Annotated in this window: 26 protein-coding genes; 17 read left to right on the top strand and 9 right to left on the bottom strand. The window is 65.3% G+C overall.

The window, feature by feature from the left end; translation table 11 throughout:
* The first annotated feature begins 19 nt into the window (after nt 1-19).
* Nucleotides 20-886 (top strand): phosphotransferase family protein, encoded by an 867-nt coding sequence (locus K0P03_RS19655; RefSeq protein ID WP_272790390.1) that lies wholly within the window; start codon nt 20-22, stop codon nt 884-886.
* Here K0P03_RS19655 and pobA read toward each other — a convergent pair.
* Nucleotides 880-2,052 (bottom strand): 4-hydroxybenzoate 3-monooxygenase, encoded by a 1,173-nt coding sequence (gene pobA / locus K0P03_RS19650; protein ID WP_272790389.1) that lies wholly within the window; start codon nt 2,050-2,052, stop codon nt 880-882. The genes K0P03_RS19655 and pobA overlap by 7 nt on opposite strands.
* A gap of 115 nt (nt 2,053-2,167) precedes the next feature.
* Between pobA and K0P03_RS19645 the strand changes: the two genes are divergently transcribed.
* Complete coding sequence (locus K0P03_RS19645) at nt 2,168-3,052, top strand: helix-turn-helix domain-containing protein (protein WP_272790388.1); 885 nt, start codon at nt 2,168-2,170, stop codon at nt 3,050-3,052.
* On the opposite strand, the gene K0P03_RS19640 is transcribed toward K0P03_RS19645, so the two are convergent.
* Nucleotides 3,037-3,687 (bottom strand): sulfite oxidase-like oxidoreductase, encoded by a 651-nt coding sequence (locus tag K0P03_RS19640; protein WP_272790387.1) that lies wholly within the window; start codon nt 3,685-3,687, stop codon nt 3,037-3,039. The genes K0P03_RS19645 and K0P03_RS19640 overlap by 16 nt on opposite strands.
* Nucleotides 3,688-3,770: 83 nt before the next feature.
* The gene (locus K0P03_RS19635) at nt 3,771-4,526 is read right to left on the bottom strand and encodes an IclR family transcriptional regulator (protein ID WP_272790386.1); all 756 of its coding nucleotides are present in this window, start codon (nt 4,524-4,526) and stop codon (nt 3,771-3,773) included.
* Nucleotides 4,527-4,789: 263 nt separating this feature from the next.
* On the opposite strand from K0P03_RS19635, the gene K0P03_RS19630 reads away from it, so the two are divergent.
* From K0P03_RS19630 to K0P03_RS19605, 6 genes are all read left to right on the top strand, one after another.
* A complete protein-coding gene (locus tag K0P03_RS19630; protein WP_272790385.1) occupies nt 4,790-5,497 on the top strand; it encodes a 3-oxoacid CoA-transferase subunit A in 708 nt (235 codons plus the stop codon).
* Nucleotides 5,494-6,183 (top strand): CoA transferase subunit B, encoded by a 690-nt coding sequence (locus tag K0P03_RS19625; protein WP_272790384.1) that lies wholly within the window; start codon nt 5,494-5,496, stop codon nt 6,181-6,183. The genes K0P03_RS19630 and K0P03_RS19625 overlap by 4 nt, the downstream gene beginning before the upstream one ends.
* A gap of 101 nt (nt 6,184-6,284) precedes the next feature.
* Nucleotides 6,285-7,490, top strand: a complete 1,206-nt coding sequence (pcaF, locus tag K0P03_RS19620; RefSeq protein ID WP_023512537.1) for a 3-oxoadipyl-CoA thiolase — start codon at nt 6,285-6,287, stop codon at nt 7,488-7,490.
* Between the two features lie 299 nt (nt 7,491-7,789).
* A complete protein-coding gene (gene ybaK / locus K0P03_RS19615) occupies nt 7,790-8,263 on the top strand; it encodes a Cys-tRNA(Pro) deacylase (RefSeq protein ID WP_272790383.1) in 474 nt (157 codons plus the stop codon).
* Nucleotides 8,264-8,331: 68 nt separating this feature from the next.
* Nucleotides 8,332-9,585: an aminopeptidase gene (locus K0P03_RS19610; protein ID WP_272790382.1), complete on the top strand. Its 1,254-nt coding sequence runs from the start codon at nt 8,332-8,334 to the stop codon at nt 9,583-9,585.
* Complete coding sequence (locus tag K0P03_RS19605; RefSeq protein ID WP_023512534.1) at nt 9,582-10,370, top strand: pyrroline-5-carboxylate reductase family protein; 789 nt, start codon at nt 9,582-9,584, stop codon at nt 10,368-10,370. The genes K0P03_RS19610 and K0P03_RS19605 overlap by 4 nt, the downstream gene beginning before the upstream one ends.
* On the opposite strand, the gene K0P03_RS19600 is transcribed toward K0P03_RS19605, so the two are convergent.
* Complete coding sequence (locus K0P03_RS19600; RefSeq protein ID WP_272790381.1) at nt 10,321-11,235, bottom strand: EamA family transporter; 915 nt, start codon at nt 11,233-11,235, stop codon at nt 10,321-10,323. The genes K0P03_RS19605 and K0P03_RS19600 overlap by 50 nt on opposite strands.
* Nucleotides 11,236-11,318: 83 nt before the next feature.
* Here K0P03_RS19600 and K0P03_RS19595 point away from each other — a divergent pair, with 83 nt between their 5' ends.
* Nucleotides 11,319-11,801, top strand: a complete 483-nt coding sequence (locus K0P03_RS19595; protein ID WP_272790380.1) for a MarR family winged helix-turn-helix transcriptional regulator — start codon at nt 11,319-11,321, stop codon at nt 11,799-11,801.
* 60 nt (nt 11,802-11,861) lie between these two features.
* Here K0P03_RS19595 and K0P03_RS19590 read toward each other — a convergent pair whose 3' ends face one another.
* The 3 genes from K0P03_RS19590 to K0P03_RS19580 form a co-directional block, all read right to left on the bottom strand.
* A complete protein-coding gene (locus K0P03_RS19590; protein ID WP_272790379.1) occupies nt 11,862-12,452 on the bottom strand; it encodes an NAD(P)H-dependent oxidoreductase in 591 nt (196 codons plus the stop codon).
* Between the two features lie 7 nt (nt 12,453-12,459).
* Nucleotides 12,460-14,046, bottom strand: a complete 1,587-nt coding sequence (gene xseA / locus K0P03_RS19585; protein ID WP_272790378.1) for an exodeoxyribonuclease VII large subunit — start codon at nt 14,044-14,046, stop codon at nt 12,460-12,462.
* A gap of 80 nt (nt 14,047-14,126) precedes the next feature.
* Entirely contained in the window at nt 14,127-15,890 is a 1,764-nt protein-coding gene (locus K0P03_RS19580; protein WP_272790377.1) for a hypothetical protein, read from the bottom strand.
* A gap of 180 nt (nt 15,891-16,070) precedes the next feature.
* Here K0P03_RS19580 and K0P03_RS19575 point away from each other — a divergent pair, with 180 nt between their 5' ends.
* The 3 genes from K0P03_RS19575 to K0P03_RS19565 are packed head-to-tail and all read left to right on the top strand — an operon-like array spanning nt 16,071 to nt 18,147.
* Entirely contained in the window at nt 16,071-17,060 is a 990-nt protein-coding gene (locus K0P03_RS19575; RefSeq protein WP_336314290.1) for a glycosyltransferase, read from the top strand.
* A gap of 17 nt (nt 17,061-17,077) precedes the next feature.
* On the top strand, nt 17,078-17,785 hold the full coding sequence (locus tag K0P03_RS19570) for a class I SAM-dependent methyltransferase (RefSeq protein ID WP_023512451.1): 708 nt from the start codon (nt 17,078-17,080) through the stop codon (nt 17,783-17,785).
* Nucleotides 17,782-18,147, top strand: coding sequence for a transporter (locus K0P03_RS19565; RefSeq protein ID WP_050742723.1), 366 nt, complete (start codon nt 17,782-17,784; stop codon nt 18,145-18,147). Before K0P03_RS19570 ends, K0P03_RS19565 begins: the two co-directional genes overlap by 4 nt.
* A gap of 6 nt (nt 18,148-18,153) precedes the next feature.
* Here K0P03_RS19565 and K0P03_RS19560 read toward each other — a convergent pair whose 3' ends face one another.
* Nucleotides 18,154-18,927, bottom strand: coding sequence for a helix-turn-helix domain-containing protein (locus tag K0P03_RS19560; RefSeq protein ID WP_037405661.1), 774 nt, complete (start codon nt 18,925-18,927; stop codon nt 18,154-18,156).
* A 126-nt stretch (nt 18,928-19,053) separates the two neighbouring features.
* Here K0P03_RS19560 and K0P03_RS19555 point away from each other — a divergent pair, with 126 nt between their 5' ends.
* The 4 genes from K0P03_RS19555 to K0P03_RS19540 all read left to right on the top strand — a co-directional run bounded on the left by K0P03_RS19555 (nt 19,054) and on the right by K0P03_RS19540 (nt 22,417).
* On the top strand, nt 19,054-19,464 hold the full coding sequence (locus K0P03_RS19555) for a hypothetical protein (protein ID WP_023512454.1): 411 nt from the start codon (nt 19,054-19,056) through the stop codon (nt 19,462-19,464).
* Nucleotides 19,465-19,617: 153 nt separating this feature from the next.
* Nucleotides 19,618-20,643: a histone deacetylase family protein gene (locus tag K0P03_RS19550; RefSeq protein ID WP_023512455.1), complete on the top strand. Its 1,026-nt coding sequence runs from the start codon at nt 19,618-19,620 to the stop codon at nt 20,641-20,643.
* 142 nt (nt 20,644-20,785) lie between these two features.
* Nucleotides 20,786-21,676, top strand: coding sequence for an EamA family transporter (locus tag K0P03_RS19545; protein ID WP_023512456.1), 891 nt, complete (start codon nt 20,786-20,788; stop codon nt 21,674-21,676).
* 78 nt (nt 21,677-21,754) lie between these two features.
* Nucleotides 21,755-22,417, top strand: coding sequence for an OmpA family protein (locus tag K0P03_RS19540; RefSeq protein WP_023512457.1), 663 nt, complete (start codon nt 21,755-21,757; stop codon nt 22,415-22,417).
* A 27-nt stretch (nt 22,418-22,444) separates the two neighbouring features.
* Here K0P03_RS19540 and K0P03_RS19535 read toward each other — a convergent pair whose 3' ends face one another.
* Nucleotides 22,445-23,269: a lipo-like protein gene (locus tag K0P03_RS19535; RefSeq protein WP_272790376.1), complete on the bottom strand. Its 825-nt coding sequence runs from the start codon at nt 23,267-23,269 to the stop codon at nt 22,445-22,447.
* Nucleotides 23,270-23,490: 221 nt separating this feature from the next.
* Between K0P03_RS19535 and mbfA the strand changes: the two genes are divergently transcribed.
* On the top strand, nt 23,491-24,474 hold the full coding sequence (gene mbfA / locus K0P03_RS19530) for an iron exporter MbfA (RefSeq protein WP_130517912.1): 984 nt from the start codon (nt 23,491-23,493) through the stop codon (nt 24,472-24,474).
* The last annotated feature ends 189 nt before the right edge of the window (nt 24,475-24,663 follow it).

Genomic DNA, 24,663 nt, shown 5'->3' with positions numbered 1-24,663 from the left:
ATTGCTCTAGGAAGGGTGCATGACAAGCGAACTTATCTCTTTCCGCACCGCGATCGTCGCACTTTATCCCGATCTGGAAAATGCCGCCTTCCGGCTACTGCCGGGCGGCTGGCATTCGCGTGCGGTGGCGGTGGACGAACGTCGCGTCTTCAAGTTCCCGCAGGGCGAGGAGGCGGAACAGGCGCTGCGCCGCGAAGCCTCTATCCTCGCGACCATCCGCCCGCATCTTGCAATGCCCGTTCCAGACCTTCACCTCCACGAGGGCGCACCGCTCTTTTCCGAACACGCAATCATCCCCGGCGACCATTTGGAAACCGCTCACTACGAGACGCTGCCGGAGCCGGCGCGGAGGGCGTTGGGTGAGACGCTCGCCCGATTCTACACGCAGCTGCATGCCCTCCCCCGCCCGTTGATGGAGGCCGCCGGCGCGCGGCCCATCGAGCGCTGGCTGGATGCCGATGGCATCGCGGCAAGGGCCCTGCCGCTGCTGCCGGAAGACCTGCATGGCTTTGCGGGCGAAATCCTTTCCGGGTGGCGCACGCTGGCGCCGGATCCTCATGGCGAAACCTACGGGTTCTTCGATGGCCACGGCTGGAACATGGCCTTCGACCATGCCGCCGGACGGCTCAACGGTATCTACGATTTCGCCGATTCCGGTTTCGGCCCGCTGCACCAGGATTTCATCTACACGAACTTCATCAGCCCCGACCTCACCGCGCGGGTTGCGGACAGCTATGAACAGCTGACGGGCCGGGCGCTCGATCGTGCCCGCATCCATCTCCTGACCGGCGTGCACCGGCTCTGGGAACTTGCAGCCCTCGCCGAAGCGTCGGAGCACCACGCGACGATGATCGCCTCCATCGCCGCCTGGGCGGCGCGTCAGTAAGGCAGGCCGACGTAGTTTTCCGCCAGCACCATTTCGGCCGCGCGGGAATGGGTGAGATAGTCGAGCTCGGCTTCCTGGATCTTCTGGTCGAAATCGCCGGCCCCGGGAAAACGGTGCAGCATGCTCGTCATCCACCAGGAGAAACGCACGGCCTTCCAGACCCGGGCGAGCGCCCTTGCCGAATAGGCGTCGAGGCCGGCCTCGGAGCGCTCCCGATAGTGTTCCACGAGACCGGAGAAAAGGTAGTGTACGTCGCTTGCGGCAAGGTTCAGCCCCTTGGCGCCCGTCGGCGGCACGATATGGGCGGCGTCGCCGACGAGGAACAGCCGGCCGAAGCGCATCGGCTCGGCGACGAAGGAACGCAGCGGCGCGATCGACTTCTCGAAGCTCGGTCCGGTGACCAGCGCGTCACCATGATGGGCGGGAAGGCGGCGGCGCAGCTCGTCCCAGAAGCGCGCATCGGACCAGGCTTCGATCTTCTCGTCGAGCGCGCACTGGAGATAATACCGGCTGCGGGTGCGCGAGCGCATGGAACAGAGGGCAAAGCCGTGCGGATGGTTGGCATAGACCAGCTCGTCGCTGACCGGCGGCACTTCTGCGAGAATGCCCAGCCAGCCGAAGGGATAGACCTTTTCGAAGGTGCGGATCGCCTTCTCCGGCACGGCCTTGCGGCTGGCGCCGTGGAAACCGTCGCAGCCGGCGATGAAATCGCAGTCGATCCGGTGCGTGATACCGTCCTTCTCGTAGGTGACGTAGGGCGTGGCGCCGTCGAAGCCATGCGGCGTGACATTTACCGCCTCGTGGATCGTCAGCCGGCCGTCGGCTTCCCGCTGTTCGATGAGATCACGGGTCAGCTCCGTCTGGCCATAGACCATGACGCGCTTGCCGCCGGTGAGATCGAAGAGGTCGATGCGGTGATCGCGGCCGTCGAAGGCGAGCGAAAAACCGTCATGCGGCAAGCCTTCGGCATGCATGCGCGCGCCGACGGCGGCCTGGTCGAGCAGTGCGGTCGTGCCCTCCTCCAGCACCCCGGCCCGCACGCGACCAAGGATATGCGCGCGGCTCGACCGGTCGAGGATCACCGTCTCGATGCCGGCATTGCCGAGCAGCTGGCCGAGCAGCTGGCCCGAAGGCCCCGAACCGATGATGACGACCTGAACGCGCATAGTGTCCTCCCGAACTGGCATTTCGCAAATTGTCGGCGGGAAGGGTGGTGCCGAGCAATGGACGGATCGGCCACAAAATTGTACAAATCGAACATCGCGAGACAGTGGCAGAACGATGAAGCGACCGGCCCCGACCTACGATCTCTACGGCGAAAGAGCCGGAAACGGTCCGGATTTCTGGCTGCACTGCGAAACGATCCCTTCGCGCAGCAGCCTGCACCGCTACGAGATCGGCCTGCATCGGCACGAGAGCTTCTTCCAGATCCTGTATATTTCCGCTGGTTCGGGCGATGCGCTGTTCGAAGACCGGCGGTTGACGCTGACCCCGCCCGCCATCGCCACGGTGCCGCCGGCGCTTGAGCACGGCTTCCGGTTTTCCCGCGATGTCGACGGCTATGTTTTCACCCTGCTCGCCTCGCATCTGCGCCTTGCCGGCGAGGCGGGACGCTTCGTTTCCGAGCCGCGCGTGACGCCGCTCGATCCCGGCGATGCGGACGGTGCCTTCGTGCTTTCGACGCTCGGACGGCTTGCCGCCGAATGGACGACGCGGCGAAGCGGGCGCACCGACCTGATGCAGGCCTATCTGGTCTCGGTCCTGACGCTTTCCGCGCGGCTCTGGAGCCGGGACGAAACAGCAGGCGACGCCGGTGAGACGGCACGGCGCATGGAACATCTCAACGGTCTGATCCAGCAGCATTTCCGCGGCCAGAAGCCGGCCGGCTTCTACGCCGGCGAGCTCGGCATTTCGCCGACGCATCTCAACCGCATCGTCAAGGCCGCGACGGGCCTGACGGCCCATGCCTATGTCGGTCGAAAGCTGATCGACGAGGCGAAACGCGAACTCGTCTTCACCGAGGCGCCAGCGCAGGAGATCGCGCTTGGCCTCGGTTTTGCCGACCCCGCCTATTTTTCCCGCTACTTCCTGCGCGAGACGGGCGAGACACCGCGCGCCTGGCGGCTGCGGGAACGGGAGCGGCTTTCCGCTCAGTCGTCGGAATAGCGCTCCTCGGCCCAGGGGTCCCCGCGCATATGATAGCCGTTGCGCTCCCAGAACCCCGCCTGGTCGCCGGGCAGGAAATCGATGCGCGTCAACCATTTGGCGCTTTTCCAGAAATAGAGATGCGGCACGACGAGGCGCATCGGCCCGCCATGCTCCGCCGAGAGCGGCTGGCCCTCCCAATGGGTGGCGAGGATAGCGTCCTCGACAGCGAAATCGGCGAGCGGCAGGTTTGTCGTATAGCCGTCATAGCTCGTCAACATGACGAAACTCGCCTCCGACCGCGGCATGACACGGTCGAGCAGATCACGGGTAGCGACACCCTCCCAGCGGTTGTCGTAGCGCGACCAGGTGGTCACGCAATGGATATCCGAAAGTCTTTGGCTCTGCGGCAGTGCCAGGAACTCCGTCCAGCTGAAGGATTGCGGGTTTTCCGCGCCACCCTTCACGTCGAGCCGCCAGCTTTCCCGGCGGATGGCCGGCTGCTGGCCGAGATCGAGCACCGGCCAGTTCTTTACGAGATGCTGGCCGGGCGGCAGGCGGTCGGTCTCGGGCCGGGAAATGCGCCCCGTGAGGAACCTGCCCTCGTCCGCCCAGCGGCGTTTCGTGCGGGTGAGCTTGCTGTCGTCGTCGCTCATGGTGGCCTCCTGCTGCGGTGCAAAAGGTGGGGCCGCGACCTTGCTTCTGTCAAGATCGGCACCCGGCAGGGCCGGAATTGCCTTTAGGCGAGCACCGGCCGCAGTGCCGCCTGCACCTCGCGCATCGCCGGCAGGTAGCGGGTCACCATCTCCTCCGCCGAGGCGAGAGCGGCCGGCGCACCGATATTGAGCGCGGCGACAACGCGGCCGCGGGCGTTTTCGAGCGGCACGGCGATGGAGCGAAGCCCGATCTCCAGCTCCTGGTCGATCAGGGCAAAGCCGTTCCGCCGCACGCCGGCCAACTCCTCCATCAGCGCCTCCGGCGCCGTCTTGGTATAGGGGGTGTTCGCCTTGCGATCGGAAGCTTCCACAATCGCCCGCGCCTCCGCTTCCGGGAGAGCGGCCAGGAGAACGCGGCCCATCGAGGCGCAGTAGGCCGGCAGGCGCGAACCCGGCGTGAGGTTGATCGACATCACCCGCTTCTGTGCAGCCCGCGCCACATAGACGATTTCGACCCCGTCCAGTACCGAAGCGGACGCGCTCTGGCCGACCCTCTCCGAGAGCTGGTCGAGATAGGGCTGCACCAGCCGCGGCAGGGGTGTCGCCGAGAGATAGGCGTGACCGAGGCGCAAAATCTTCGGCGTCAGTTCGAAGAACTTGCCGTCATAGGCGGCATAACCAAGTTCGGCCAGCGTCAGCAGGCAGCGCCGCGCCGTCGCCCGGTCGAGGCCCGTTTCCTTTGAAACATCCGTGATGGTGAGGCGGGGTTTTGCCTCACCGAAGGCCTCGATGACCATCAGCCCCTTGGCAAATCCGCCGATGAAATCCGTTTCCCGCACTTTTGTCTCCTCATCGGCTGGCCGGACGGCATTGTAGCATGCAGGGGTGCCGCCGCCTGCCCCTCCTGTCTCCGCCCTCTCCTTTGTCACTTCGGGTCTGGCCCGAGGATGACGTCGAGAGCGGGGTCGGCGCCGCGGCTGATCCCACCACGGCGTTCAATCCATTTTGTGCGATTATTGAACAAATGTCAAATATCGCACAAAATGGATTGCCGGTTTACCGGTTTGGATTTACCTCTGTTGGCGACAACGGGAGATTTTGCATGGACAAGACAATTCCCAGCCTTGCGGAGGCCGTATCGGGCATCGGAGACGGCGCGGTTGTGATGATCGGCGGCTTCGGTGGCTCCGGCGCCCCGATCGAACTGATCCACGCCCTCATCGACAAGGGCCCGAAGGGCCTGACAGTCATCAACAACAATGCCGGCAACGGGCGCATCGGCATCGCCGCGATGATCGATGCCGGCATGGTGAAGAAGATGATCTGCTCCTTCCCCCGCTCCACCGATCCGCGCGCCTTCACCGACCGCTATCTCGCCGGCGAGATCGAGCTGGAGCTGGTGCCGCAGGGCACGCTCGCCGAGCGCATCCGGGCCGGCGGCGCCGGCATTCCCGCCTTCTACACACCGACGAGCTACGGCACGGAGCTCGCCAAGGGCAAGCCGGTCGCCGAATTCGACGGCCGCATGTATGTGCAGGAGCGCTGGCTGAAAGCAGACTTTGCGCTGATCAAGGCGCATGTCGGCGATACCAACGGCAACCTCACCTACAACAAAGCCGCCCGCAATTTCAGCCCGCTGATGTGCATGGCGGCGACAAAAACCGTCGTGCAGGTCAGCAAGTTGGTCGAGCCCGGCGGCATCGATCCGGAACAGGTCATCACACCCGGCATCTTCGTCGACCAGCTCGTCGAGGTTTCCGATCCGAAGCAGGAAGAAGATCTCATCCGTGCAGGAGTGGCCTACGCATGACCGTCGATACACGTGAAGACATCAAGCTTTCCAACGCCCAGATCGCCTGGCGCGCCGCGCAGGACATCTTTGACGGCGCTTATGTGAACCTCGGCATCGGCTTTCCCGAAATGGTCGCCCGCTACCAGCCGGAAGGCCGCGCGGCGATCTTCCATACGGAGAACGGCATCCTCGATTTCGGCGAGGCCCCACCCGCCGGAGAAGAGGACTGGGACCTGATCAACGCCGGCAAAAAGGCCGTGACGCTGAAGCCGGGTTCGGCCTTCTTCCATCATGCCGACAGCTTCGCCATGGTGCGCGGCGGCCATCTCGACGTGGCGATCCTCGGTGCCTACCAGGTGGCCGAGAACGGCGACCTCGCCAACTGGCGTGTCGGCTCCAAGGGCGTGCCGGCGGTCGGCGGGGCAATGGACCTCGTGCATGGGGCCAAATCGGTCGTCGTCATCACCGAGCACGTCACCAAGAACGGCGAGCCGAAGCTCGTCGAGCGCTGCACCTTCCCGCTCACGGGCGTCGGCTGCATAACCCGCATCTATACCAGCCATGCCGTCATCGACGTTTCGGACAGCCGTTTCGTGCTGCGCGAGAAACTTGCCGGCATGAGCTTTGACGAATTGCAGGCGATGACCGGCGCGAAGCTGCATGTCGACGGCCCCGTCGCCGATCTCGTCGTGCCGGAACTCTAGGGAAAACCCGAAGCCGGTTTCGCCCCGGGATACTGTTTTTGACGCATTCCCCAACACCGAAGGGCGACCCGTTTCGGCCGGGAATGCCTGAGAGGAACATCATGTCTGACGCCTATATCTGCGACTATATCCGCACGCCCATCGGCCGTTTCGGCGGTTCGCTCTCCTCCGTCCGCGCCGACGATCTCGGCGCCATCCCGCTGAAAGCCCTGATGGCGCGGAATGCGGGCATCGACTGGGAAGCGGTCGACGACGTGATCTTCGGCTGCGCCAACCAGGCTGGCGAGGACAACCGCAATGTCGCGCGCATGTCCTCGCTTCTCGCCGGGCTGCCGGTCGCCGTGTCCGGCACGACGATCAACCGGCTCTGCGGCTCGGGCATGGATGCCGTCATCGCCGCGGCCCGCGCCATCAAGTCCGGCGAAGCGGACCTTGTCGTCGCCGGCGGCGTCGAGAGCATGAGCCGCGCGCCCTTCGTGATGCCCAAGGCGGAGACGGCCTTTTCCCGCCATGCGGAGATCCACGACACGACGATCGGCTGGCGCTTCGTCAATCCGCTGATGAAGAAACAGTACGGTGTCGATTCCATGCCGGAGACCGGCGAAAACGTCGCCGAGGATTTCAAAGTCTCCCGCGAGGATCAGGATGCCTTCGCCGTGCGCTCGCAGGCCAAGGCCGCCGCGGCGCAGGCGAACGGCCGGCTGGCGAAGGAGATCACGTCCGTCACCATCGCGCAGCGGAAGGGCGATCCGGTCGTGGTGGAGAAGGACGAGCACCCGCGCGCCACGACGCTTGAAGCCCTCGCCAAGCTGGGCACGCCCTTCAGGAAGGACGGTGGCACGGTGACGGCGGGCAATGCCTCCGGCGTCAACGACGGTGCCGCAGCGCTCGTCATCGCCTCGGAGGCGGCGGTCAAGAAATACGGCCTGACGCCCATCGCCCGCATTCTCGGCGGCGCCATGGCTGGCGTTCCACCGCGCATCATGGGGATCGGCCCGGTCTATGCCACGCAGCGCCTGTGCGCCCGGCTCGGCCTGAAGCCTGCCGATTTCGACGTGATCGAACTCAACGAGGCCTTCGCCTCGCAGGGCCTTGCGACGCTGCGCGCGCTCGGCATCGCCGATGATGCGGATCACGTCAATCCGAACGGCGGCGCCATCGCACTCGGCCATCCCCTCGGCATGTCCGGCGCCCGCATCACCGGCACGGCGGCGCTCGAATTGCAGCTCACCGGCAAGAAGCGCTCGCTCTCCACCATGTGCATCGGCGTCGGGCAAGGTATCGCGGTGGCACTCGAGCGCGTCTGAGGCTTCGACCTGCTCCTCTCCCTGCAAGCGGAGAGAGGGAATGTGCCCCACGCCGCAAACTGGCAGGAAAGCCGTTGCGACATCCCCTTCTTCCCGCCCGCGGGGAGAAGGTAGCGAAAACCGGATAAGGGCTGCGCGCAAAAACGGCGCCTCGGAAGTATCGTCGCATCCCGTCGGCACAGCGCTTTGGCGCTGGCAAAGTCCGCCGCCGCCTCGCCCTCGGCAATCGAACGTTGACAGCGCCCCCGCGCTCCTGCACCCATGCGGGTCATCCTTCTCGCATCGATGACGGGTCCGCCATGTCCAAGACCACCCGCGCCACCCAGGCCCTTGCCAAAGCCGGCGTTTCCTTCACCGTCCATACCTACGAGTACGATCCGAATGCCGACCGCGTCGGCATCCAGGCAGCCGCGGCGCTGGGAGAGGATCCGGGCCGGGTGCTGAAGACGCTCATGGCGGAGGTGGACGGCAAACCGGTCTGCGTCATCGTGCCCTCGGACCAGGAGGTCAGCATGAAGAAGCTGGCAAGCGCCTTCAGCGGCAAGTCGGCCAACATGATGAAGCCGGCAGATGCCGAACGGCTGACGGGCTTCGTCGTCGGCGGCATCAGCCCCTTCGGCCAGAAGAAGCAGGTACCGACCGCGATCGAGGAGGCGGCGCTGGTCCATGACCAGGTCTATATGAACGGCGGGCAGCGCGGCCTTCAGGTGCGCCTTGCCCCGCGCGACGTTCTGGTGGCGGTGAAGGCGATCGCCGCGCCCGTGATTGCCTGATTGCGCCTTCTCTTTCGGCGCCAGGCACACTAAGTTTCCTTCATCCGAGTAGAACAGACAGGCATGCCATGACCTATCCCGCCAATTCCGCCTCCGCCGTCGATCCGCAAAAGCTCGACAAGCTCGCAGAAGTCGCCGTGCGTGTCGGCCTTCAGCTCCAGAAGGGGCAGGATCTCGTGATGACGGCGCCCGTCGCCGCCCTGCCGCTTGCCCGGCTCATCACCAAGCACGCCTATATGGCCGGCGCCGGTCTCGTCAGCACCTTCTATGCCGACGAAGAGGCAACGCTCGCCCGCTACCACCACGCGCCGGACGAAAGCTTCGACCGGGCCAGCGACTGGCTCTACGAGGGCATGGCCAAGGCCTATGCCAACGGCGCTGCGCGCCTTGCCATTGCCGGCGACAACCCGATGCTGCTCTCGGGTGAGGACCCGGGCAAGGTCGCCCGCGCCAACAAGGCGAATTCCATGGCCTACAAGCCGGCGCTGGAAAAGATCGCCAATTTCGACATCAACTGGAACATCGTCTCCTATCCGAACCCGTCCTGGGCCAAGCAGGTGTTCCCGAACGACCCGGAAGAGGTGGCGGTCGAAAAGCTCGCCAATGCCATCTTCGCCGCCTCGCGCGTCGATGTCGCCGACCCCGTCGCCGCCTGGGCGGCGCACAATGCTGGCCTTGCCAGGCGCTCGGCCTGGCTGAACGGCGAGCGCTTCACCGCGCTGCACTTCAAGGGGCCGGGCACGGACCTGACCGTGGGACTGGCGGACGGCCACGAATGGCACGGCGGCGCATCGATGGCCAAGAACGGCATCACCTGCAATCCGAACATCCCGACGGAAGAGGTCTTCACCACGCCGCATGCGCTGCGCGTCGAGGGCCATGTCTCCTCCACCAAGCCGCTCTCCCACCAGGGCACGCTGATCGACGATATCCAGGTACGCTTCGAGGGCGGCCGGATCGTCGAGGCAAAGGCGTCGAAGGGTGAGGCAGTGCTGAACAAGGTGCTGGACACCGACGAGGGCGCGCGCCGGCTCGGCGAAGTGGCCCTCGTGCCGCATTCCTCGCCGATCTCGGCGAGCGGCATCCTGTTCTACAACACGCTGTTCGACGAGAACGCCTCCTGCCACATCGCGCTCGGCCAGTGCTATTCGAAGTGCTTCCTCGACGGCGCGAGCCTGACGCCGGATCAGATCCGCGCACAGGGCGGCAATGAAAGCCTCATCCATATCGACTGGATGATCGGCTCGGACAAGGTGGACATCGACGGTATCCGCGCCGATGGCAGCCGCGCGCCCGTCATGCGCGGCGGCGAGTGGGCATGAACCATCTCGGCGTGATCGGCGGCGGCGGATGGCTGGCCGGGGCCTTGCTCCGGCCGGTGCTGACCGACCGCCTCATCAAGCCGGCCGACCTCGTGCTTTCTTCCCGCTCGGGCAACATTTCAGGCTACGAAGCCTGGCCGGGCGTGCACATGACGACGGACAACGCGATCCTCGTCGATGCCTGCGACACCATCGTCCTGTCCGTCCGAGCCGGCGATCTCGACGAGATCGATATCGACCTGCGCGGGCGGTTCGTCATCTCCGTCATGGCGGGGGTGACGGTGGAGGAGATCAGCGACCGCTTCGGCGCGCGGCGTATCGTGCGGGCGATGCCGAATGCCTGCGCCGAGCAGCGGCTGTCCTTCACGCCCTGGTGCATGACCGACGACGTGCGCAACCCGGAAGCGGATTTCGCGCGGCGCTTCTTTGCAGCCTCGGGCCGTCAGCACTTCATCACCGACGAGCACGAGCTCGACTATTTCACCGCACTGACAGGATCGGGCGCGGCCTTTCCGGCACTGATGGCCGATGCGATGATCCGCCATGCGATCGAAGCGGGCATCGGCCCGGAGACGGCGGTCCTTGCGGTCCGCCAGCTCTTCCTCGGCGCCGCCACGCAGATGGCCAGTGTCAGCGATACGCCGGCCGATATCGTGGAACTGTTCATGGAATACCATGGCACCACGGCTGCCGGCCTTTCCGCGATGATCGACGCCGATCTCGCCCATGCGGTCTTCACCGGGTTGACGGCTGCACGCCGGCGGGCGCAGGACGGCGCGGACTGATCCCGTCGGATACCGGACGCGCAGCCTGCGCCCGCTGGCTAAGCCAGACGCTCCCGAGCACCACGAGCATTCCTGCGGTCTGCAACAGGCCGAGATCCTGCCCGAGCAGCGCCCAGCCGAGCACGACGGCAACGAGCGGGCTGAGGAAACCGAGCGGCGAAATCGTCGCCGGGTCGAGCCGTGCAAGGCCGCGGAACCAGACGATGTAGGTGAGCGCTGCGCCGATCACGCCGAGATAGAGAAAACCGAGCAGGTTTTCCGTCGTCGGCACCGGCAGGGCCGGCTCGAACCAGAGCGCGACAGGCACGAGCAGCAGGCCGCCCGCGGTGAGCTGCCAGGCAGTGAAGGTAAGCGGTGGCACCGGTGGTTTCCAGTGGTGCGACAGCACGGTCCCAAAGGCCATGGCAACCGCGCCGGCAAGACCAGCGGCGACACCGACCGGGTCGAGGGCCGCCGAGGGCGTCAGCACCAGCAACGCTACCCCGCCTATACCGGCAAGACCGGCGAAGACGGCGAGTGGCCGCACCGTCGTGCCGATGACGGCGCGCGAAAGCCCGAGCACGACCAGCGGCTGGATGGCGCCGACCGTTGCCGCAACGCCGCCCGGCAGACGATAGGCCGAGACGAACAGCATCGCCCAGAAAAACGAGAAGTTCAGCGCGCCGAGCAGGAAGGTCCGCGGCCACCAGACACCCTGCGGCAGGCGCCGGACGAGGAGCAGAAGAAGGAGCCCCGCGGGCAGCGCGCGCAACATGGCGACGGTGAGCGGATAGCCGGCCGGCAGAAGCTCTGTCGTCACGACATAGGTACTGCCCCAGACGGCCGGAGCGGTTGCAGTGAGGAGGACATCGGTGGTGCGAGACATGATTATCTCCAATCAAAGAATCTTGAAATCAAGATATATCATTTTATCTTGACGTCAAGACGATGGGACCGCTAAATCCGGCCATGGATCACGTCGACAGAATTCTTACGCAATGGAGGCAGGAGCGGCCCGACCTCGATATCGCGCCGATGGGCCTGCTCGGCCGCCTCGCGCGGCTGCGCACCCATCTTGCGCGGGAAATCGAGAAGGCGATGGCTGCGCACGGGCTGAACTCGGCAAGCTTCGACGTGCTGGCGACCCTGCGCCGTGCCGGCCCGCCCTACCGGCTTTCGCCGGGCGATCTGCTCGCCACCACCATGGTCAGCTCGGGCACGATGACCAACCGGCTCGACCAGCTTGAAAAGGCAGGCCTTATCGAACGCTCGCATAACCCGGAAGACCGGCGCAGCGTCATCATCGCGCTGACGCCGACGGGATTTGCACTGGTCGATGTAGCGGTCACGGCCCATGTGGAAAACCAGCACCGCCTGCTGGAAACGCTGAGCGCGGACGAGCGCGTGGCACTGGACGACCTTTTGCGAAAGTTCCTCGCCGCGTTCGAATAGAGCATCTCCGCTTTTCCTCGACGCGGAACCGTTTCGCGGTTTTTCCGGATTCTCTCCCGGTCAGAGGCGGCCCGCGAGCCGCTCGACCCGCGCAAGATGCGCCTTGCGTATTTTCTCGCTTGCACGGTCCATGTCGTGCAGGCTCACCATCCTGAAATCGAGGCCCTTGGCGCAGAAGGCGGCGATGCCGCGCTTCAGGAGCCGCTTCACCGGGTTGCCCATATAGAGATGCACCACCCACCAGGGTGAGCCGGTCGTGGTGAAGGCCCAGAAGAGGCGGATGTTGCCGAGCCGCGGCTGGATGCGCCCCCCGGCCGGATCGTTCTCGAAGGCGACGCCAGGGGCGAACACCCGGTCGAAGAACCCCTTCAGGATGGCCGGGAAATTGAACCACCATTGCGGAAAGACGAGCACGAGCCCTTCCGCCGCTTTCAGGCGGGAGACGAAGGGTTCGGCATCGGACGGATCATAGCCCGGTTCGAAATAGCGCGACCGCTCGGAGGGCGTCATGCGCGGATCGAAGCCCTCTCGGTAGAGGTCGAGCAGATCGACCACATGGCCGTTTGCCTCCAGCTTCCGCCGCACCGTTTCGGCGATGCCGGCGGCAAAACTCTCTTCCAGCGGATGGGCGAGCACGAGCAGGATGCGCATGCCGGCCTCAGAACAGCGAGCCCTGGCGGGGCGCGGGCTTTTCCTCCGCCTCGCCCTTCATGCCCTTCTTGCGAGGCGGCACGCCGCCGCCGGCTCCGGTGACGGCATCCACCGTGCCGTCGGCGAACTCGATGGCAATGGCGCGGCCGGGGCCAAGGCTGGCGGCGCCCTTCACCGGCGCCCCCTCCTCGTCCCGCACCAGCGCATAGCCACGCTTCAGGACATTCCGGTAGGAAAGCGATTGCAGCATGCGGTCCTGCGCCTGCAGAAGGGCGCGGCGGCGGGCAAGGTCGCCGGCAAGCGCGCTTTCGGCACGCAACGCAAGACCCGACAGACGGTCACGCGCGCGACCGGTTTGCGCGGCGATACGGGCGGGTGTTGCGCGCAGCGAAACATCGAAAGCGGAAAGGCGCGCACGGACCTGGTCGAGCCGGCGCTCGACGATGCGGTCGGCGCGCTGCAGGCGGTCGGCGACGCGCTGGCGCCGCTCGGCGATGCGCGTCAGCAGCATGTCGGGCCGCAAATGCGCTGCCGTACGCTCGAAGGCGCGGCGCTTGCCCACGGTGTTCATCTGCAGGCCGCGGCCAAGGCCCGCCGCCGCCTCGTCGAACCGGCGGCGCGGCAAGGCGAGAAGCTGGTCGAGCGAGGGCAGCGCCCGAGCGAGTGCGCGAACGCCCTGCCGACGGCTGTCCATCTGGCGCGCCGTGGCGCCGCGCAGGCGCGCGGTGAGCGAAGCGATTTCCGCATCGAGATCGGCCTTGACCGGCACTGCCATTTCGGCCGCCCCCGTCGGCGTCGGGGCACGGCGATCGGCGGCGTGGTCGATCAGCGTCCAGTCCGTCTCGTGGCCGACGGCGGAGATCAGCGGGATTTTCGAGGCCGCGGCAGCGCGCACGACGATCTCGTCGTTGAAGCTCCAGAGGTCTTCGAGACTGCCGCCGCCCCGGGCAACGATCAACACGTCCGGTCGCGGGATCGGGCCGGCCGGCTCGAAGGCGTTGAAGCCCTCGATAGCCGCGGCAACCTCCTGCCCCGACCCTTCGCCCTGGACCTTGACCGGCCAGACGACGACATGGACCGGGAAGCGGTCGGCGATGCGGTGCAGGATATCACGGATGACGGCGCCCGTCGGCGAGGTGACGACACCGATCACCTTGGGCAGGAACGGCAGCGGCTTCTTGCGTTCGGCATCGAAAAGGCCTTCGGCCGCGAGCTTGCGGCGACGCTCCTCGAGCAATGCCATCAGCGCACCGGCACCGGCCGGCTCCAGTGCCTCGATGACGATCTGGTATTTCGAGGAGCCCGGGAAGGTGGTGATCTTGCCGGTCGCGATCACCTCCATGCCCTCTTCCGGCTTGAAGCGCAGGCGCGAAAAGCTGCCCTTCCAGATCACCGCATCGATGCGCGCGCGATCGTCCTTCAGCGAGAAATAGGCATGGCCCGAAGAATGCGGGCCGCGATAACCCGATATCTCGCCGCGCACGCGCACCTGGTCGAAGGCCTGTTCGACCGTGCGCTTGATGGAGCCGGAAAGCTCCGACACCGAATATTCGGCAAGATTGCTGGGCGAATCAGTCTCGGGGAAAAAGCTCATGCGGCAAAGTGTAGTGCGTTTGCCGGCGGATGACAGGGTGCTGCCGCCAGCATCCCCAGCCCACTTTGCGCTTTCCCACCCTATTCCGGCTTCACCCGGTAGAGGCGCAGCACAGCCCCTCCGGCCCCTTCGACCGGTTCGAGATACGCCGGGACCTCCCCTTTCAGAAGGTCGGCATAGAGCCCTTCCGGTTCCGCATCCGCAAGAAGCAGCGTTTCGGTGTTGCCGGGGCAGAAGGCAAGCAGCGTCACGCCGGCACCGCGCAGGAAAGCCTCGGCCTGGCGGGGATTGGACAGACCGATATGCAGCTGCGTCAGCATGCCGCCCTGGTTGCGGTGGTAGGGTGCCGAGAGCACGCGATGACCGCTGAAACGCAAGATCGACGTGCCGATATCCGAAACGGCAGCCACCACACCGGCCGGCTCGCGGGCGAGCGGCGCCAGAACGGCCTCGTCGGTGCAGGCCGGCGGCTTCGCTCCGCCGGCAAGCTCGGCGCGCAACATATTGCCGGAATAGCCCGGCACCAGGGCGCCGGCGAGCGCCCAGGTTGCGGGCGTCGAGGCAAGCGTCAGACCGGCGAAGGCAAGGCCCAGCCTCAGGTTCTTCGGCTGCGCATTGGCGGCCGTGCGCAGCTCGGCGATCATCCGGCCAAGTGGAATGGCGGCGAGCACATGGACGAAGATCGAGCCACGGACCTGGAGGAGGGAAACGGCAAAGGCGACGGCCAGCAGCGCTAGCAGGATAAGATGCGCCTCGGTGGCCTCGCGGCGATAGACGCTTCTGACGCAGACGGCGATGGCGAGAAGACCCGTCGCATAGAAACTGCCGATCGATGTGGGATCGAGACGGAATTGCGCCAGCGCCGATTGGGCCTCGATGACCATGTCGAGCCAGAAGGTCTTCAGCAACGGATCAAGCGCGGCGAGCGGATTGGCGAGGCACCCGGGCGCGACCAGCAGCACCGCGACGGCAACGATGCCCCCTGCAGCCGCAAGGGCAGCCAATCGGCCGCGGAAAGACCAGGTGCTCGCCAGGGAAGCCGTGAGAAACAGCGTGCCGCCGCCGAACGTCGCCAAGGCATAAAAGCCATAGGAGAGGCTGTCGCAGGTCACCTGCGTGTAGCGCGACGGCGCGACGGTGGCAAAGAAGGCGGCGGTCACCGTCAGGGCGAGCGAAAGGCCGAAGGCGGTGGCCGCATCATGGAAGGCACGGCCATGCCAGACCCAGCGCAAGGCGACGACGAGGCAGACCGCGCCGATGAGCGGCGTCGTCTCCACGCCGATGGCAATGGCAAAACCGGCAAGCACGCCGGCAATGGCGTGGTCGCGCGCCCGCATGGCGGGGGCGAGCAGCATCGCGGCAATACCGACGATGAGCGCGACCTGGACGTTGTGGTGGTCGATCGAACCGGGCTGGAAGCGGTTGAGCGAGACGACAAGAATGACCGTCAGGACCAGCGTCGTGTGCATCGCCATGGTGCCGCCGAGCCGATAACCGGCAAGCCCCGCACTGAAAAGCACGGGCAGGACGAGGAACGACGGCCAGACGGCAAGCGCCAGCGCCTCGGCCTGTCGCTGCCCGGCGAAGAGCGAGAAGAAGCTGATCAGGTTGGCGATCGGCAGATCGACGAAGCGCGACCAGTGCATGAGCGTACCGCCGGCAAGACCAAGGCGATACTGGGTCGTATCGAACCAGCTCTGCCCGGCCAGGAGATCCCGCACCACGACGAGGCGCATCCTGTCGTCGTTGTCGACCCCGACGTAATCGGTCGCGAAGGGCAGCGACAGTGCGAGCAGAAGCGCAATCGTCAGGAGACTGTAGAGAGCAAGCACACGCCATGTCATCCCGAAGCGCCCCGTGGACGCATCCCGGGTTGCAAACGACAGGGCAGCAGGCATGGATTTCGACACGTTTCGCCCCTTCGTCCACCATTGGAAGCCTGCCGAAACCTAGCCTTAACCTTCTCAAGAAATAGTAAAATCGTGGGTCGCATGAAGGGGCCCGCGCCGGGAGAACGCGCCACCATGACGGAAAACCTGATGGAAGACCTGGAGATCGCCGTGCTGCTGCCCTGCTACAACGAGGCGCAGACGATCGGCGACGTCGTTCACGGCTTTCGCGCCGCCCTGCCGTCCGCCCGCATCTATGTCTACGACAACAACTCCACCGATTCGACCGCATTGCGCGCGGCGCTGGCCGGTGCGACGGTCGTGCGCGAGCGCCGCCAGGGCAAGGGCAACGTGGTGCGCCGCATGTTCTCCGACATCGAGGCCGACATCTACATCATGGCCGACGGCGACGGCACCTACGCCGCGTCCGATGCGGCCGAACTCATCCGCACGCTGATCACCGAAGGCGCCGACATGGTCGTCGGCACGCGCCGCGGTGTGCATGCGGATGCCGGCCGACAGGGCCACGCCTTCGGCAACCGCATCTTCAACACCCTGTTCCGCTCGCTCTTCGGCAACGATTTCTCCGATATCTTCTCCGGCTACCGCGCCTTCTCGCGTCGCTTCGCGAAGAGCTTTCCCGCCGTTTCCGGCGGCTTCGAGATCGAGACCGAAATGTCCGTGCACGCCTCTCGGCTGCGCATGCCGATCGCCGAGCTGGAACTCGACTACGGCCGCCGGCCGGAAGGCTCGCATTCCAAGCTCTCCACCTTCAAGGACGGCGCGAAGATCCTCTGGATGTTCGCCATGCTGATGAAAGAGACACGACCCTTCGTGTTCTTCAGCGCCATCAGCGGCGTCTTCATGGCGGCGAGCCTCACCTTCATGGCGCCGGTTCTGGCCGCCTATTTCCACACCGGCCTCGTCGAGCGCATGCCGACCTGGGTTTTCTCGCTCGCCCTGATGATGATCTCGTTCCTCGTCTTCTCCGCCGGCCTCATCCTCGATTCCCTCGCCCGCGCCCGCGCCGAGCAGTTGCGCATCCACTACATGAACCAGCCCGCAGGCCGGCATATCCGCAGCGTCCGCAAGGCGGACAAGGCCACGCGGCATCTTGCGGCCTGATCGAACGGAAGACGAGCATGAACAGGGAAACCACCAACCGCATTCGTTTCGTCATCGAGGACGTGCTGCCACCGATCCTGCGCGATTCCGCGCTCTTCCGGCAGGCGGCAAGCCTCGTATGGGGCAAGCACATCGGCAAGCTCGCAAAATTCCGTGAGCGAGCGCCGTTTCTGACTGCTGCGGAATATGAAGACCTCTATCGCGAACATCCACGCGTCCATGCCGGCACGGACAATTCGCAGGCCTGCATCGACCGCATCGTCGGCTCCATCGCCGGGGAAAGCATCTGCGACGTCGGTTGCGGCACCGGCGCGCTGCTCAGCTACATCAAGGCCGGCAACCCTGATCTCAAACGGCTGACCGGCGTCGATTTCGTCGTTGACGACGCGGCCCATATCGCAGGCGTCGAATATGTCGCGGCGATGATCGAATCCCTGCCCTTCGCCGATGGCGAGTTCGATACGGTCGTCTGCACCCATGTCATCGAACATGTGCTGGAATACCGCCAGGCGATCGCGGAACTTCGCCGCATCGCGCGCCGGCGTCTGATCATCGTCGTGCCGCGCGAGCGAGAGTACCGCTATAGCTTCAACCCGCATTTCAACTTCTTCCCCTACACGCATTCCTTCCTGCGCGCCGTGCATCCTGTGCCGCCCCGCCACGTCTGCCTCGATATCGGCCGCGACATCTTCTACATGGAAGACCGTGCGGAGGCCGAAGCGTGACGGCGAGCGCCTATAGCCCTGCGGTCTGGGCCGGCCTGCTCGGCACGCCGCTCCTGATCGCCACGGGACAGGTGCTGTTCAAGCTGACGAGCGGCACGACCGGCGATTTCGGCCTCAAGGGGCTGGCAGCGCTGGCGTTCAATCCGCTTCTTCTTCTCGCCCTCGCGATCTACGGGGCAGGCACCATCATCTGGATCTTCGTGCTGAAAGCGGTGCCTCTGACGATCGGCTATTCGTTCATGGCACTGACCTTCTGCTTCGTGCCGCTCTTCGCCAGCCTTTTCCTCGGCGAAGCGCTGACGCTGCGCTACGCGGTTGGGGCCTTCCTCATCATCGGCGGCATGCTCGTCATCAACACCTGACTGTCCTCATTCCTCGAAATGTGCCCGCGTCCCGGCATCCGCCGGGAAGAAGCTTTCGATCAGCACGCCCTGCACCAGCGCATCCTGCACGGAGCCGAAGGAGGTAAGCGTGGTGATCCAGTTGAAATGTTTTGTCCCGATCTTCATCTCGATCGGCAGGATCGGCAGCCGGCCCGTCTCCGGAAAGGCTTGCAGCGCGGCCTGGATGTCAGCCGCGGCGGCCAGCCGCTCGATGCGCTTCAGGAGCGGGCTGCGCGGCCCCTGCAGCCAGGCCTCGGCACGGATGCGGTGCACGAGATCGGCGGCCGATTGCGCCCAGTTGACGACGATCGAGCGTAGCGGCGTCGGCCCGAGATAGGCATCGAGGAAGTTGTCGCCCGGCGAGACGGCGATGCCCGCCATGCCGGCAAGACCAAGAAAGGCCTGGTTGGCGGTCAGCACGTTGTATTCGTGGTCGAAGACAACGCCCGGATAGGGATCGTGGCGGGCGAGGATGAGGCCGATCGCCTCCGCCACGGCAGGCGGGAAGGCGGCAAGGCTCGTGGCCGGTGCCGTTGCGAAGCGTGGGCGAAAGCCGGCGGCGGAAAACAGCAAGCCCTGATCGCGCGCCGGAATATCCAGCACCGCGGAGAGGCGCAGGATCATGCCTTCCGAGGGGCGCGAGCGACCAGTCTCGAGAAAAGACAGATGGCGGGCTGAAATGCCGGCCTCGCTTGCCAGCTCCAGCTGGCTCATACGGCGATGGCCGCGCCACTCCTTGAGATGCTCACCGAATTCCATGCGGTCCTCCTTTTCATCTCCCGCACTAAACAGGAGGCCCGGCATGATTTCCATTACCTCCAAGGTAATTGGTTTACACCACCGGCCCCGGCAGGATCAGCACATCGAAACCGAAAGGAGCCCACAATGTTCGCTGCCATCAACCGCAACCTGCTGAAGTCCATCATGCTTGCCGACGGCGTCTTCTCGCTTGCCGCTGCCGTCCTTCTCTTTGCCCTGTCGGGCCCGATCGGCGCCCTCGTCGGTCCGCTCGCAACACCGGCTGTCCTCAACGGTTTTGCCGCTTTCTTCGCCCTCTGGGGCGCCTTCCACCTCGCTGTCGGGCGGCAGGAGCAGCCCTCGGTCTCGGCCGTCCGCTTCGCCATTGCGGGTGATGCAGCCTGGATCGTCGGCAGCATCGCCGTCCTCGCCCTCGCCGGCAGCGGGCTGACGCTTGCCGGCATGGGGCTGATTGCGCTTGCCGCCGTGGTCGTCGCCGATGTGCTTCTCCTCAAGAAGATCGGCCTTGGCCGCCGGCAGCGCGCCGCGCTTGCCTGACCGCGCCGATGCCCCCACCACGTGCCCTCGCCATTGGCGGGGGCACGTGCCGTTTCAGGGCCGACACAATGCAGCCGCCTACCGCGCAAGGGAGATTCCCCTTCTCTGGAAAATGCACTACCGTCGCGCCCGAATGAAAACGGGGAACCCTTCATGCGTGTTATTTTTTCCGAGGACCACAAGCTCAGGAACGCTCGTAGCGAGCTTTACGGCGGCGAGCTCGTGCCGCCCTTCGAGGCGCCGTTCCGGGCGGAGTGGATCCTCGCCGCGGTCAAGGATGCCGGTTTCACCGACGTTTCCGCGCCGGTACGCCACGGGCTGGAAACCGCACTGAAGGTGCATGATGCCGGCTACCTTTCCTTCCTGGAAGGCGCCTGGGAGAAATGGAAGGCCGCCGGCTACAAGGGTGAGGCCATTGCGACCTCCTTCCCGGTGCGCCGCACCTCGTCGCGCATCCCGAGCCAGATCGACGGCCTGCTTGGCTACTATTGCAATGCGACAGAAACGGCGATCACCTCCGGCACCTGGCAGGCCGCCGTCTCCTCCATGCAGAGCGCGGTGACAGCGGCCGATATCGTGGCTGACGGCGCGAAGGCGGCCTTCGCGCTTTGCCGCCCGCCGGGCCATCATGCGTGCATCGACAGTTTCGGCGGCTACTGCTTCATCAACAACGCCGCCGTCGCCGCCCAGCGCTTCCTCGACAAGGGCGCCAGGAAGGTTGCCGTGCTCGATGTCGACTTCCATCACGGCAACGGCACGCAGGATATTTTCTACGAGCGCGGCGACGTCTATTTCGCCTCGCTGCATGGCGACCCGACCGAAGCCTTCCCGCATTTCCTCGGCTATGCGGAAGAGACCGGCAAGGGCGCAGGGGTAGGCACGACACAGAACTATCCGATGCCGCCCGGCACCCCCTTCTCCGTCTGGGAGGCGGCACTCGCCGATGCCCTGAAGCGCATTTCAGCCTTCGGCGCCGAGGTGATCGTGCTCTCGCTCGGCGTCGACACCTTCGAGAAGGACCCGATCTCCTTCTTCAAACTGACTTCGCCGGACTACATCACGATGGGGCGGGCGGTCGCGGCCAGCGGCGTGCCTGTCCTCGTCGTCATGGAAGGCGGCTACGGCGTGCCGGAAATCGGCCCCAATGTCGCCAACACGCTGAAGGGCGTTGCCGGCTGAGGCCAGCATCAATTTTCCTGAAGCAAGGCGTCACGATTATCCATTTGCCGCGTGACGCCCCCTCCACTAATGCATGTCCCGCTAAAGTGCGCTGAGGTTCTTCAAACCCGGTGCTTTCAGCGGGCAGCCGGGAGGGCATTTCATGGCCGATCAACAGACAGCGACAGGCGGCGGGCTTTCGGGCTCCGGCAATGCAGGTCTTCTCACCGGGGTCATCCTCTGCCTTGCGTCCATGTCGAGCGTGCAGTTCGGCGCAGCCTTTTCGGCCACCGCGATTGCCGACTACGGGCCCTTTGCCACGACCTTCCTGCGCCTCGTGATGGCAGCGTCCGTGCTGGCGCTGATCGTGCGGCCCCCCATGCGCTCCTACAGCCGCGAACAGTGGAAAAGCGCGCTGGCGCTGGGCACCACCATGGCGGCGATGACGCTCTGCTTCTTCGCCGCCATCGGGCGCATCCCGCTCGGCCTTGCCGTGGCGATCGAGTTCCTCGGACCGCTCGCCGTGGCGACATGGGGACTCGGCGGCGGCTGGCGGCTGATCTGGCCCCTCGCGGCCTTCCTCGGCGTGGTGCTGCTCTCCCATGACGGCGACGGCTGGGTCGGCGATCCCGTCGGCCTGCTCTTTGCCTGCGGTTCCGGCATCGGCTGGGGCACCTACATCGTGCTGATGAAGAAGGCCGGCCGGGTCTTTCCGGGCCTCGAAGGCCTTGCCATGTCGCTGATCATAGCCGCGGTCGTCGCCGCGCCCTTCGGCCTGGTGCGGGCGCATGAGGCGATGAGCCCGGAAGGCCTCGGCATGATGCTCGGCCTTGCGCTTCTGGTGCCACTCATCCCCTATGCGCTGGAAATGATTGCCCTGCGCCGCATGCCGGTGGCCGCCTTCGGCATTCTGATGAGCCTCGAGCCCGCCCTTGGCGCGCTTGCCGGCTTCCTCGTGCTCAGCCAGCCGATGACGCCTTTGCAGATGCTCGGCACGGGCCTCGTGGTCGCCGCAAGCGCCGGCGTCACTTCCAGCGGGGGCGGCGAAACCTAGGCAAATGCGCGCCTCTTTCATGTTCCTGCCGCAATCGGTAGGTTGAAGCAGAATCATCGAAGTCTCGGGGATGCCTGCATGTACAAGAAATGCGCTGTTGTCGCGGTTGCCGCGGTCTATCTTTCTGCCTGCACGACCACCGACCCCTATACGGGCGAACAGAAGGTTTCCAACACGGCCGGCGGTGCGGCGATCGGCGCGGGCGTCGGCGCGGTCGCCGGTCTCCTGATCGGCAACAACCCGGTGCAACGTCGCAATGCCGCGCTGATCGGTGCCGGCGTCGGGGCACTGGCCGGTGGCGCCATCGGCAACTACATGGACAACCAGGAAGCCGAGCTGCGCGCCCAGCTTCAGGGCACCGGTGTTTCCGTCACGCGCATGGGGGATCGCATCATCCTCAACATGCCGTCGAACGTCACCTTCGCTACGGATCAGGACCAGGTGATCCCGCCGTTCTATCCGACGCTCGATTCGGTCGCGCTCGTCTTGCGCAAGTTCAACAAGACGCTGATCGACGTCGACGGCCACACCGATTCGGTCGGCAATGCCGGCTACAACATGGACCTCTCCAACCGCCGCGCCAATTCGGTCGCCAATTACCTGGCCGGCCGCGGTGTCGACCCGCGTCGCATGTCGGCGATGGGCTACGGCCTGGAACGTCCGATCGCCTCCAACGCCTCGGAAATGGGTCGCGCGCAGAACCGGCGCGTCGAAATCGCGATCTCGCCGCTTAAGCAATAAGATACCGCAGATTTTCGCGGGGGGCCATCAGGACCCTTCGCGACCCGGCGCCCATTCCAGCCGCTTGTAATCGAAACCGTATTTCAAGGTCGGCTTGACGATCTCGAAATAGGGCGAGAGATCGAAGTCGCGCGGCGTATAGAGCGAATGATGGCGGATGTGCAGGATTTCTTCGCGCGAATAGGTCGACGTCGCCGCGGCATGGCCGGGCGCTCGCGTGATGTCGGGCAGGATCGGATAGCGGATCGCCTCGAAGGCTTCCGCAATCAGCGTCGAGCAGATCGCCCGCGTCGGATCGCCTGAACCGAAGGCGATCATGCGGCGGCGCCAGCGGACGGGCACCGGCGGCGTGGGCATGAAATAGCGCAACATGTCCGTGATGTTCTTCAGATCGTATTTCAGCCCGAGGCGCGAGATCATGAAGGCGACGAGCGTGTCGCGATCCTCCGGCGTCAGCCCCACCGGGCGGCAGATGCGCGTATTGTAGGTACGGTACTTGGTGAGCGGCACGGCAACGCAGCCCTCGCCGAGATTGACCTCGATAAGCTGCGGGCGCTGCGCCGCCGGCAGCGTTGCCTGATCCAGCGTCAGCGGCACCTCATCACCGACGAAGAGCGCCGCATGCGACCAGGTGGACTGCGTCAGGTACTTGATCGCGGCCGAGACCTTCTGGTTGCCCTCCACCAGCAATACGTCGCCGGGCCGCAACGTGCGCGCCAGCGTTTCAGGATCGGAAGGCGTGTAGGGCTCATAGCCGGAGGTCTGGCCTTGCAGCTTGTCGGCAAAACGGCGGCCGAGGCGATCGAGCAGCGTGTCGCGGCTTGCGGTAAGCGGCTTCAGTCCGGCGGTCACATCACGTCCTTCGCAGTCTCCACTACGGCCACACTAAAGCATGTCGCGCAAAAGTGTGCAGCGGTTTTACGAGAACGGCACGCGGAAAATCAGGCCCCCCAGCGGAACGAGCGAGCAAGGATATCGGATGCGCCTTGGCCCGCAGGCGCGACATCCTGTCGAGGTTGACCAAGGCATGTTCGATCCTATATTTAGAATTATTCTAAACTGGATTGTTACCGATGTTCTCCCGCCTTTTCCGCCCCGGCAAACGCAGCCTCGAATCCCTAAGCGAACAGGAGATCCTCGCCCTTGCCATCTCCTCGGAAGAGGACGACGGGCGCATCTACCTTGCCTATGCCGATGCGCTGCGCGACGCCTATCCGCATTCCGCCCGCATCTTCGAGGAGATGGCCGAGGAGGAGAGCCATCACCGCCAGATGCTCATCGATCGCCATGTGGCGCGCTTCGGCGACCGCATCCCGCTGGTGCGGCGCGAACATGTGCGCGACTTCCCGGAACGCAAGCCGGACTGGCTGATCCAGAACATGCCTCTCGAGGCGATCCGCGCGCAGGCCGAGGCGATGGAGGACGCTGCGCACCGCTTCTACCTTGCCGCCGCCTCCCGCACCGAGGACGCCGCAACGCGAAAACTGCTCGGCGACCTGGCGCTTGCGGAGAAATCCCATGAATCGCTCGCCCGCCGGCTTGGCAAACAGCACACACCTGAAGATGTGAAGGCGGAGGAAGACCAGACGGCACAGCGGCAATTCGTGCTGACCTATGTGCAGCCGGGCCTTGCCGGCCTGATGGACGGCTCCGTCTCGACGCTCGCGCCAATCTTCGCCGCCGCCTTCGCCACGCAGGACACCTGGCAGACCTTCCTTGTCGGTCTCTCGGCCTCGGTCGGCGCCGGCATCTCGATGGGTTTCACGGAAGCGGCCCATGACGACGGGAAACTCTCCGGCCGTGGTTCGCCGGTCAAGCGCGGCCTTGCCTCGGGCATCATGACCGCCGTCGGCGGTCTCGGCCATGCCCTGCCCTATCTGATCCCGAACTTCATGCTGGCGACGACCATCGCCGTCTTCGTCGTCTTCGTGGAACTCTGGGCGATCGCCTTCATCCAGAACCGCTACATGGAAACGCCGTTCTTCCGCGCGGTTCTCCAAGTCGTGTTCGGAGGCAGTCTCGTGCTGGCTGCTGGCGTGCTGATCGGCAATGCATAGGGAGACGGAGAGGCCTAGCGGCCTGTCGGGCGGTTCATGTCGCGCACCACCCAGCGGAAGAAGAGATAGACGCCGATACCCATGATGGCGAGCGGCAGGAGATTGGCAGCAGAATCCATTTCGACCTCGATAACCTCCCGGGGAGGGAATTAAGGCCTTGCTAACCAATGTTCAATCCACAAGCCGGCA

This window comes from Shinella sp. HY16 (assembly GCF_028534175.1).
In the GTDB taxonomy this organism is placed as follows: domain Bacteria; phylum Pseudomonadota; class Alphaproteobacteria; order Rhizobiales; family Rhizobiaceae; genus Shinella.
The sequence above is the reverse complement of the archived record's forward strand: the minus strand, read 5'-3'. Positions and strand labels throughout refer to the sequence as shown.

Coding starts and splice junctions, on each gene's coding strand:
- K0P03_RS19610 (WP_272790382.1), top strand. CDS start 8,332: ATGACCTATCCCGCCAATTCCGCCTCCGCCGTCGATCCGCAAAAGCTC.
- K0P03_RS19645 (WP_272790388.1), top strand. CDS start 2,168: ATGAAGCGACCGGCCCCGACCTACGATCTCTACGGCGAAAGAGCCGGA.
- K0P03_RS19640 (WP_272790387.1), bottom strand. CDS start 3,687: ATGAGCGACGACGACAGCAAGCTCACCCGCACGAAACGCCGCTGGGCG.
- K0P03_RS19655 (WP_272790390.1), top strand. CDS start 20: ATGACAAGCGAACTTATCTCTTTCCGCACCGCGATCGTCGCACTTTAT.
- ybaK (WP_272790383.1), top strand. CDS start 7,790: ATGTCCAAGACCACCCGCGCCACCCAGGCCCTTGCCAAAGCCGGCGTT.
- K0P03_RS19555 (WP_023512454.1), top strand. CDS start 19,054: ATGTTCGCTGCCATCAACCGCAACCTGCTGAAGTCCATCATGCTTGCC.
- K0P03_RS19575 (WP_336314290.1), top strand. CDS start 16,071: ATGACGGAAAACCTGATGGAAGACCTGGAGATCGCCGTGCTGCTGCCC.
- K0P03_RS19570 (WP_023512451.1), top strand. CDS start 17,078: ATGAACAGGGAAACCACCAACCGCATTCGTTTCGTCATCGAGGACGTG.
- K0P03_RS19540 (WP_023512457.1), top strand. CDS start 21,755: ATGTACAAGAAATGCGCTGTTGTCGCGGTTGCCGCGGTCTATCTTTCT.
- K0P03_RS19545 (WP_023512456.1), top strand. CDS start 20,786: ATGGCCGATCAACAGACAGCGACAGGCGGCGGGCTTTCGGGCTCCGGC.
- pcaF (WP_023512537.1), top strand. CDS start 6,285: ATGTCTGACGCCTATATCTGCGACTATATCCGCACGCCCATCGGCCGT.
- K0P03_RS19580 (WP_272790377.1), bottom strand. CDS start 15,890: ATGACATGGCGTGTGCTTGCTCTCTACAGTCTCCTGACGATTGCGCTT.
- K0P03_RS19600 (WP_272790381.1), bottom strand. CDS start 11,235: ATGTCTCGCACCACCGATGTCCTCCTCACTGCAACCGCTCCGGCCGTC.
- K0P03_RS19605 (WP_023512534.1), top strand. CDS start 9,582: ATGAACCATCTCGGCGTGATCGGCGGCGGCGGATGGCTGGCCGGGGCC.
- K0P03_RS19560 (WP_037405661.1), bottom strand. CDS start 18,927: ATGGAATTCGGTGAGCATCTCAAGGAGTGGCGCGGCCATCGCCGTATG.
- K0P03_RS19590 (WP_272790379.1), bottom strand. CDS start 12,452: ATGCGCATCCTGCTCGTGCTCGCCCATCCGCTGGAAGAGAGTTTTGCC.
- mbfA (WP_130517912.1), top strand. CDS start 23,491: ATGTTCTCCCGCCTTTTCCGCCCCGGCAAACGCAGCCTCGAATCCCTA.
- pobA (WP_272790389.1), bottom strand. CDS start 2,052: ATGCGCGTTCAGGTCGTCATCATCGGTTCGGGGCCTTCGGGCCAGCTG.
- K0P03_RS19630 (WP_272790385.1), top strand. CDS start 4,790: ATGGACAAGACAATTCCCAGCCTTGCGGAGGCCGTATCGGGCATCGGA.
- K0P03_RS19595 (WP_272790380.1), top strand. CDS start 11,319: ATGGATCACGTCGACAGAATTCTTACGCAATGGAGGCAGGAGCGGCCC.
- K0P03_RS19550 (WP_023512455.1), top strand. CDS start 19,618: ATGCGTGTTATTTTTTCCGAGGACCACAAGCTCAGGAACGCTCGTAGC.
- K0P03_RS19625 (WP_272790384.1), top strand. CDS start 5,494: ATGACCGTCGATACACGTGAAGACATCAAGCTTTCCAACGCCCAGATC.
- xseA (WP_272790378.1), bottom strand. CDS start 14,046: ATGAGCTTTTTCCCCGAGACTGATTCGCCCAGCAATCTTGCCGAATAT.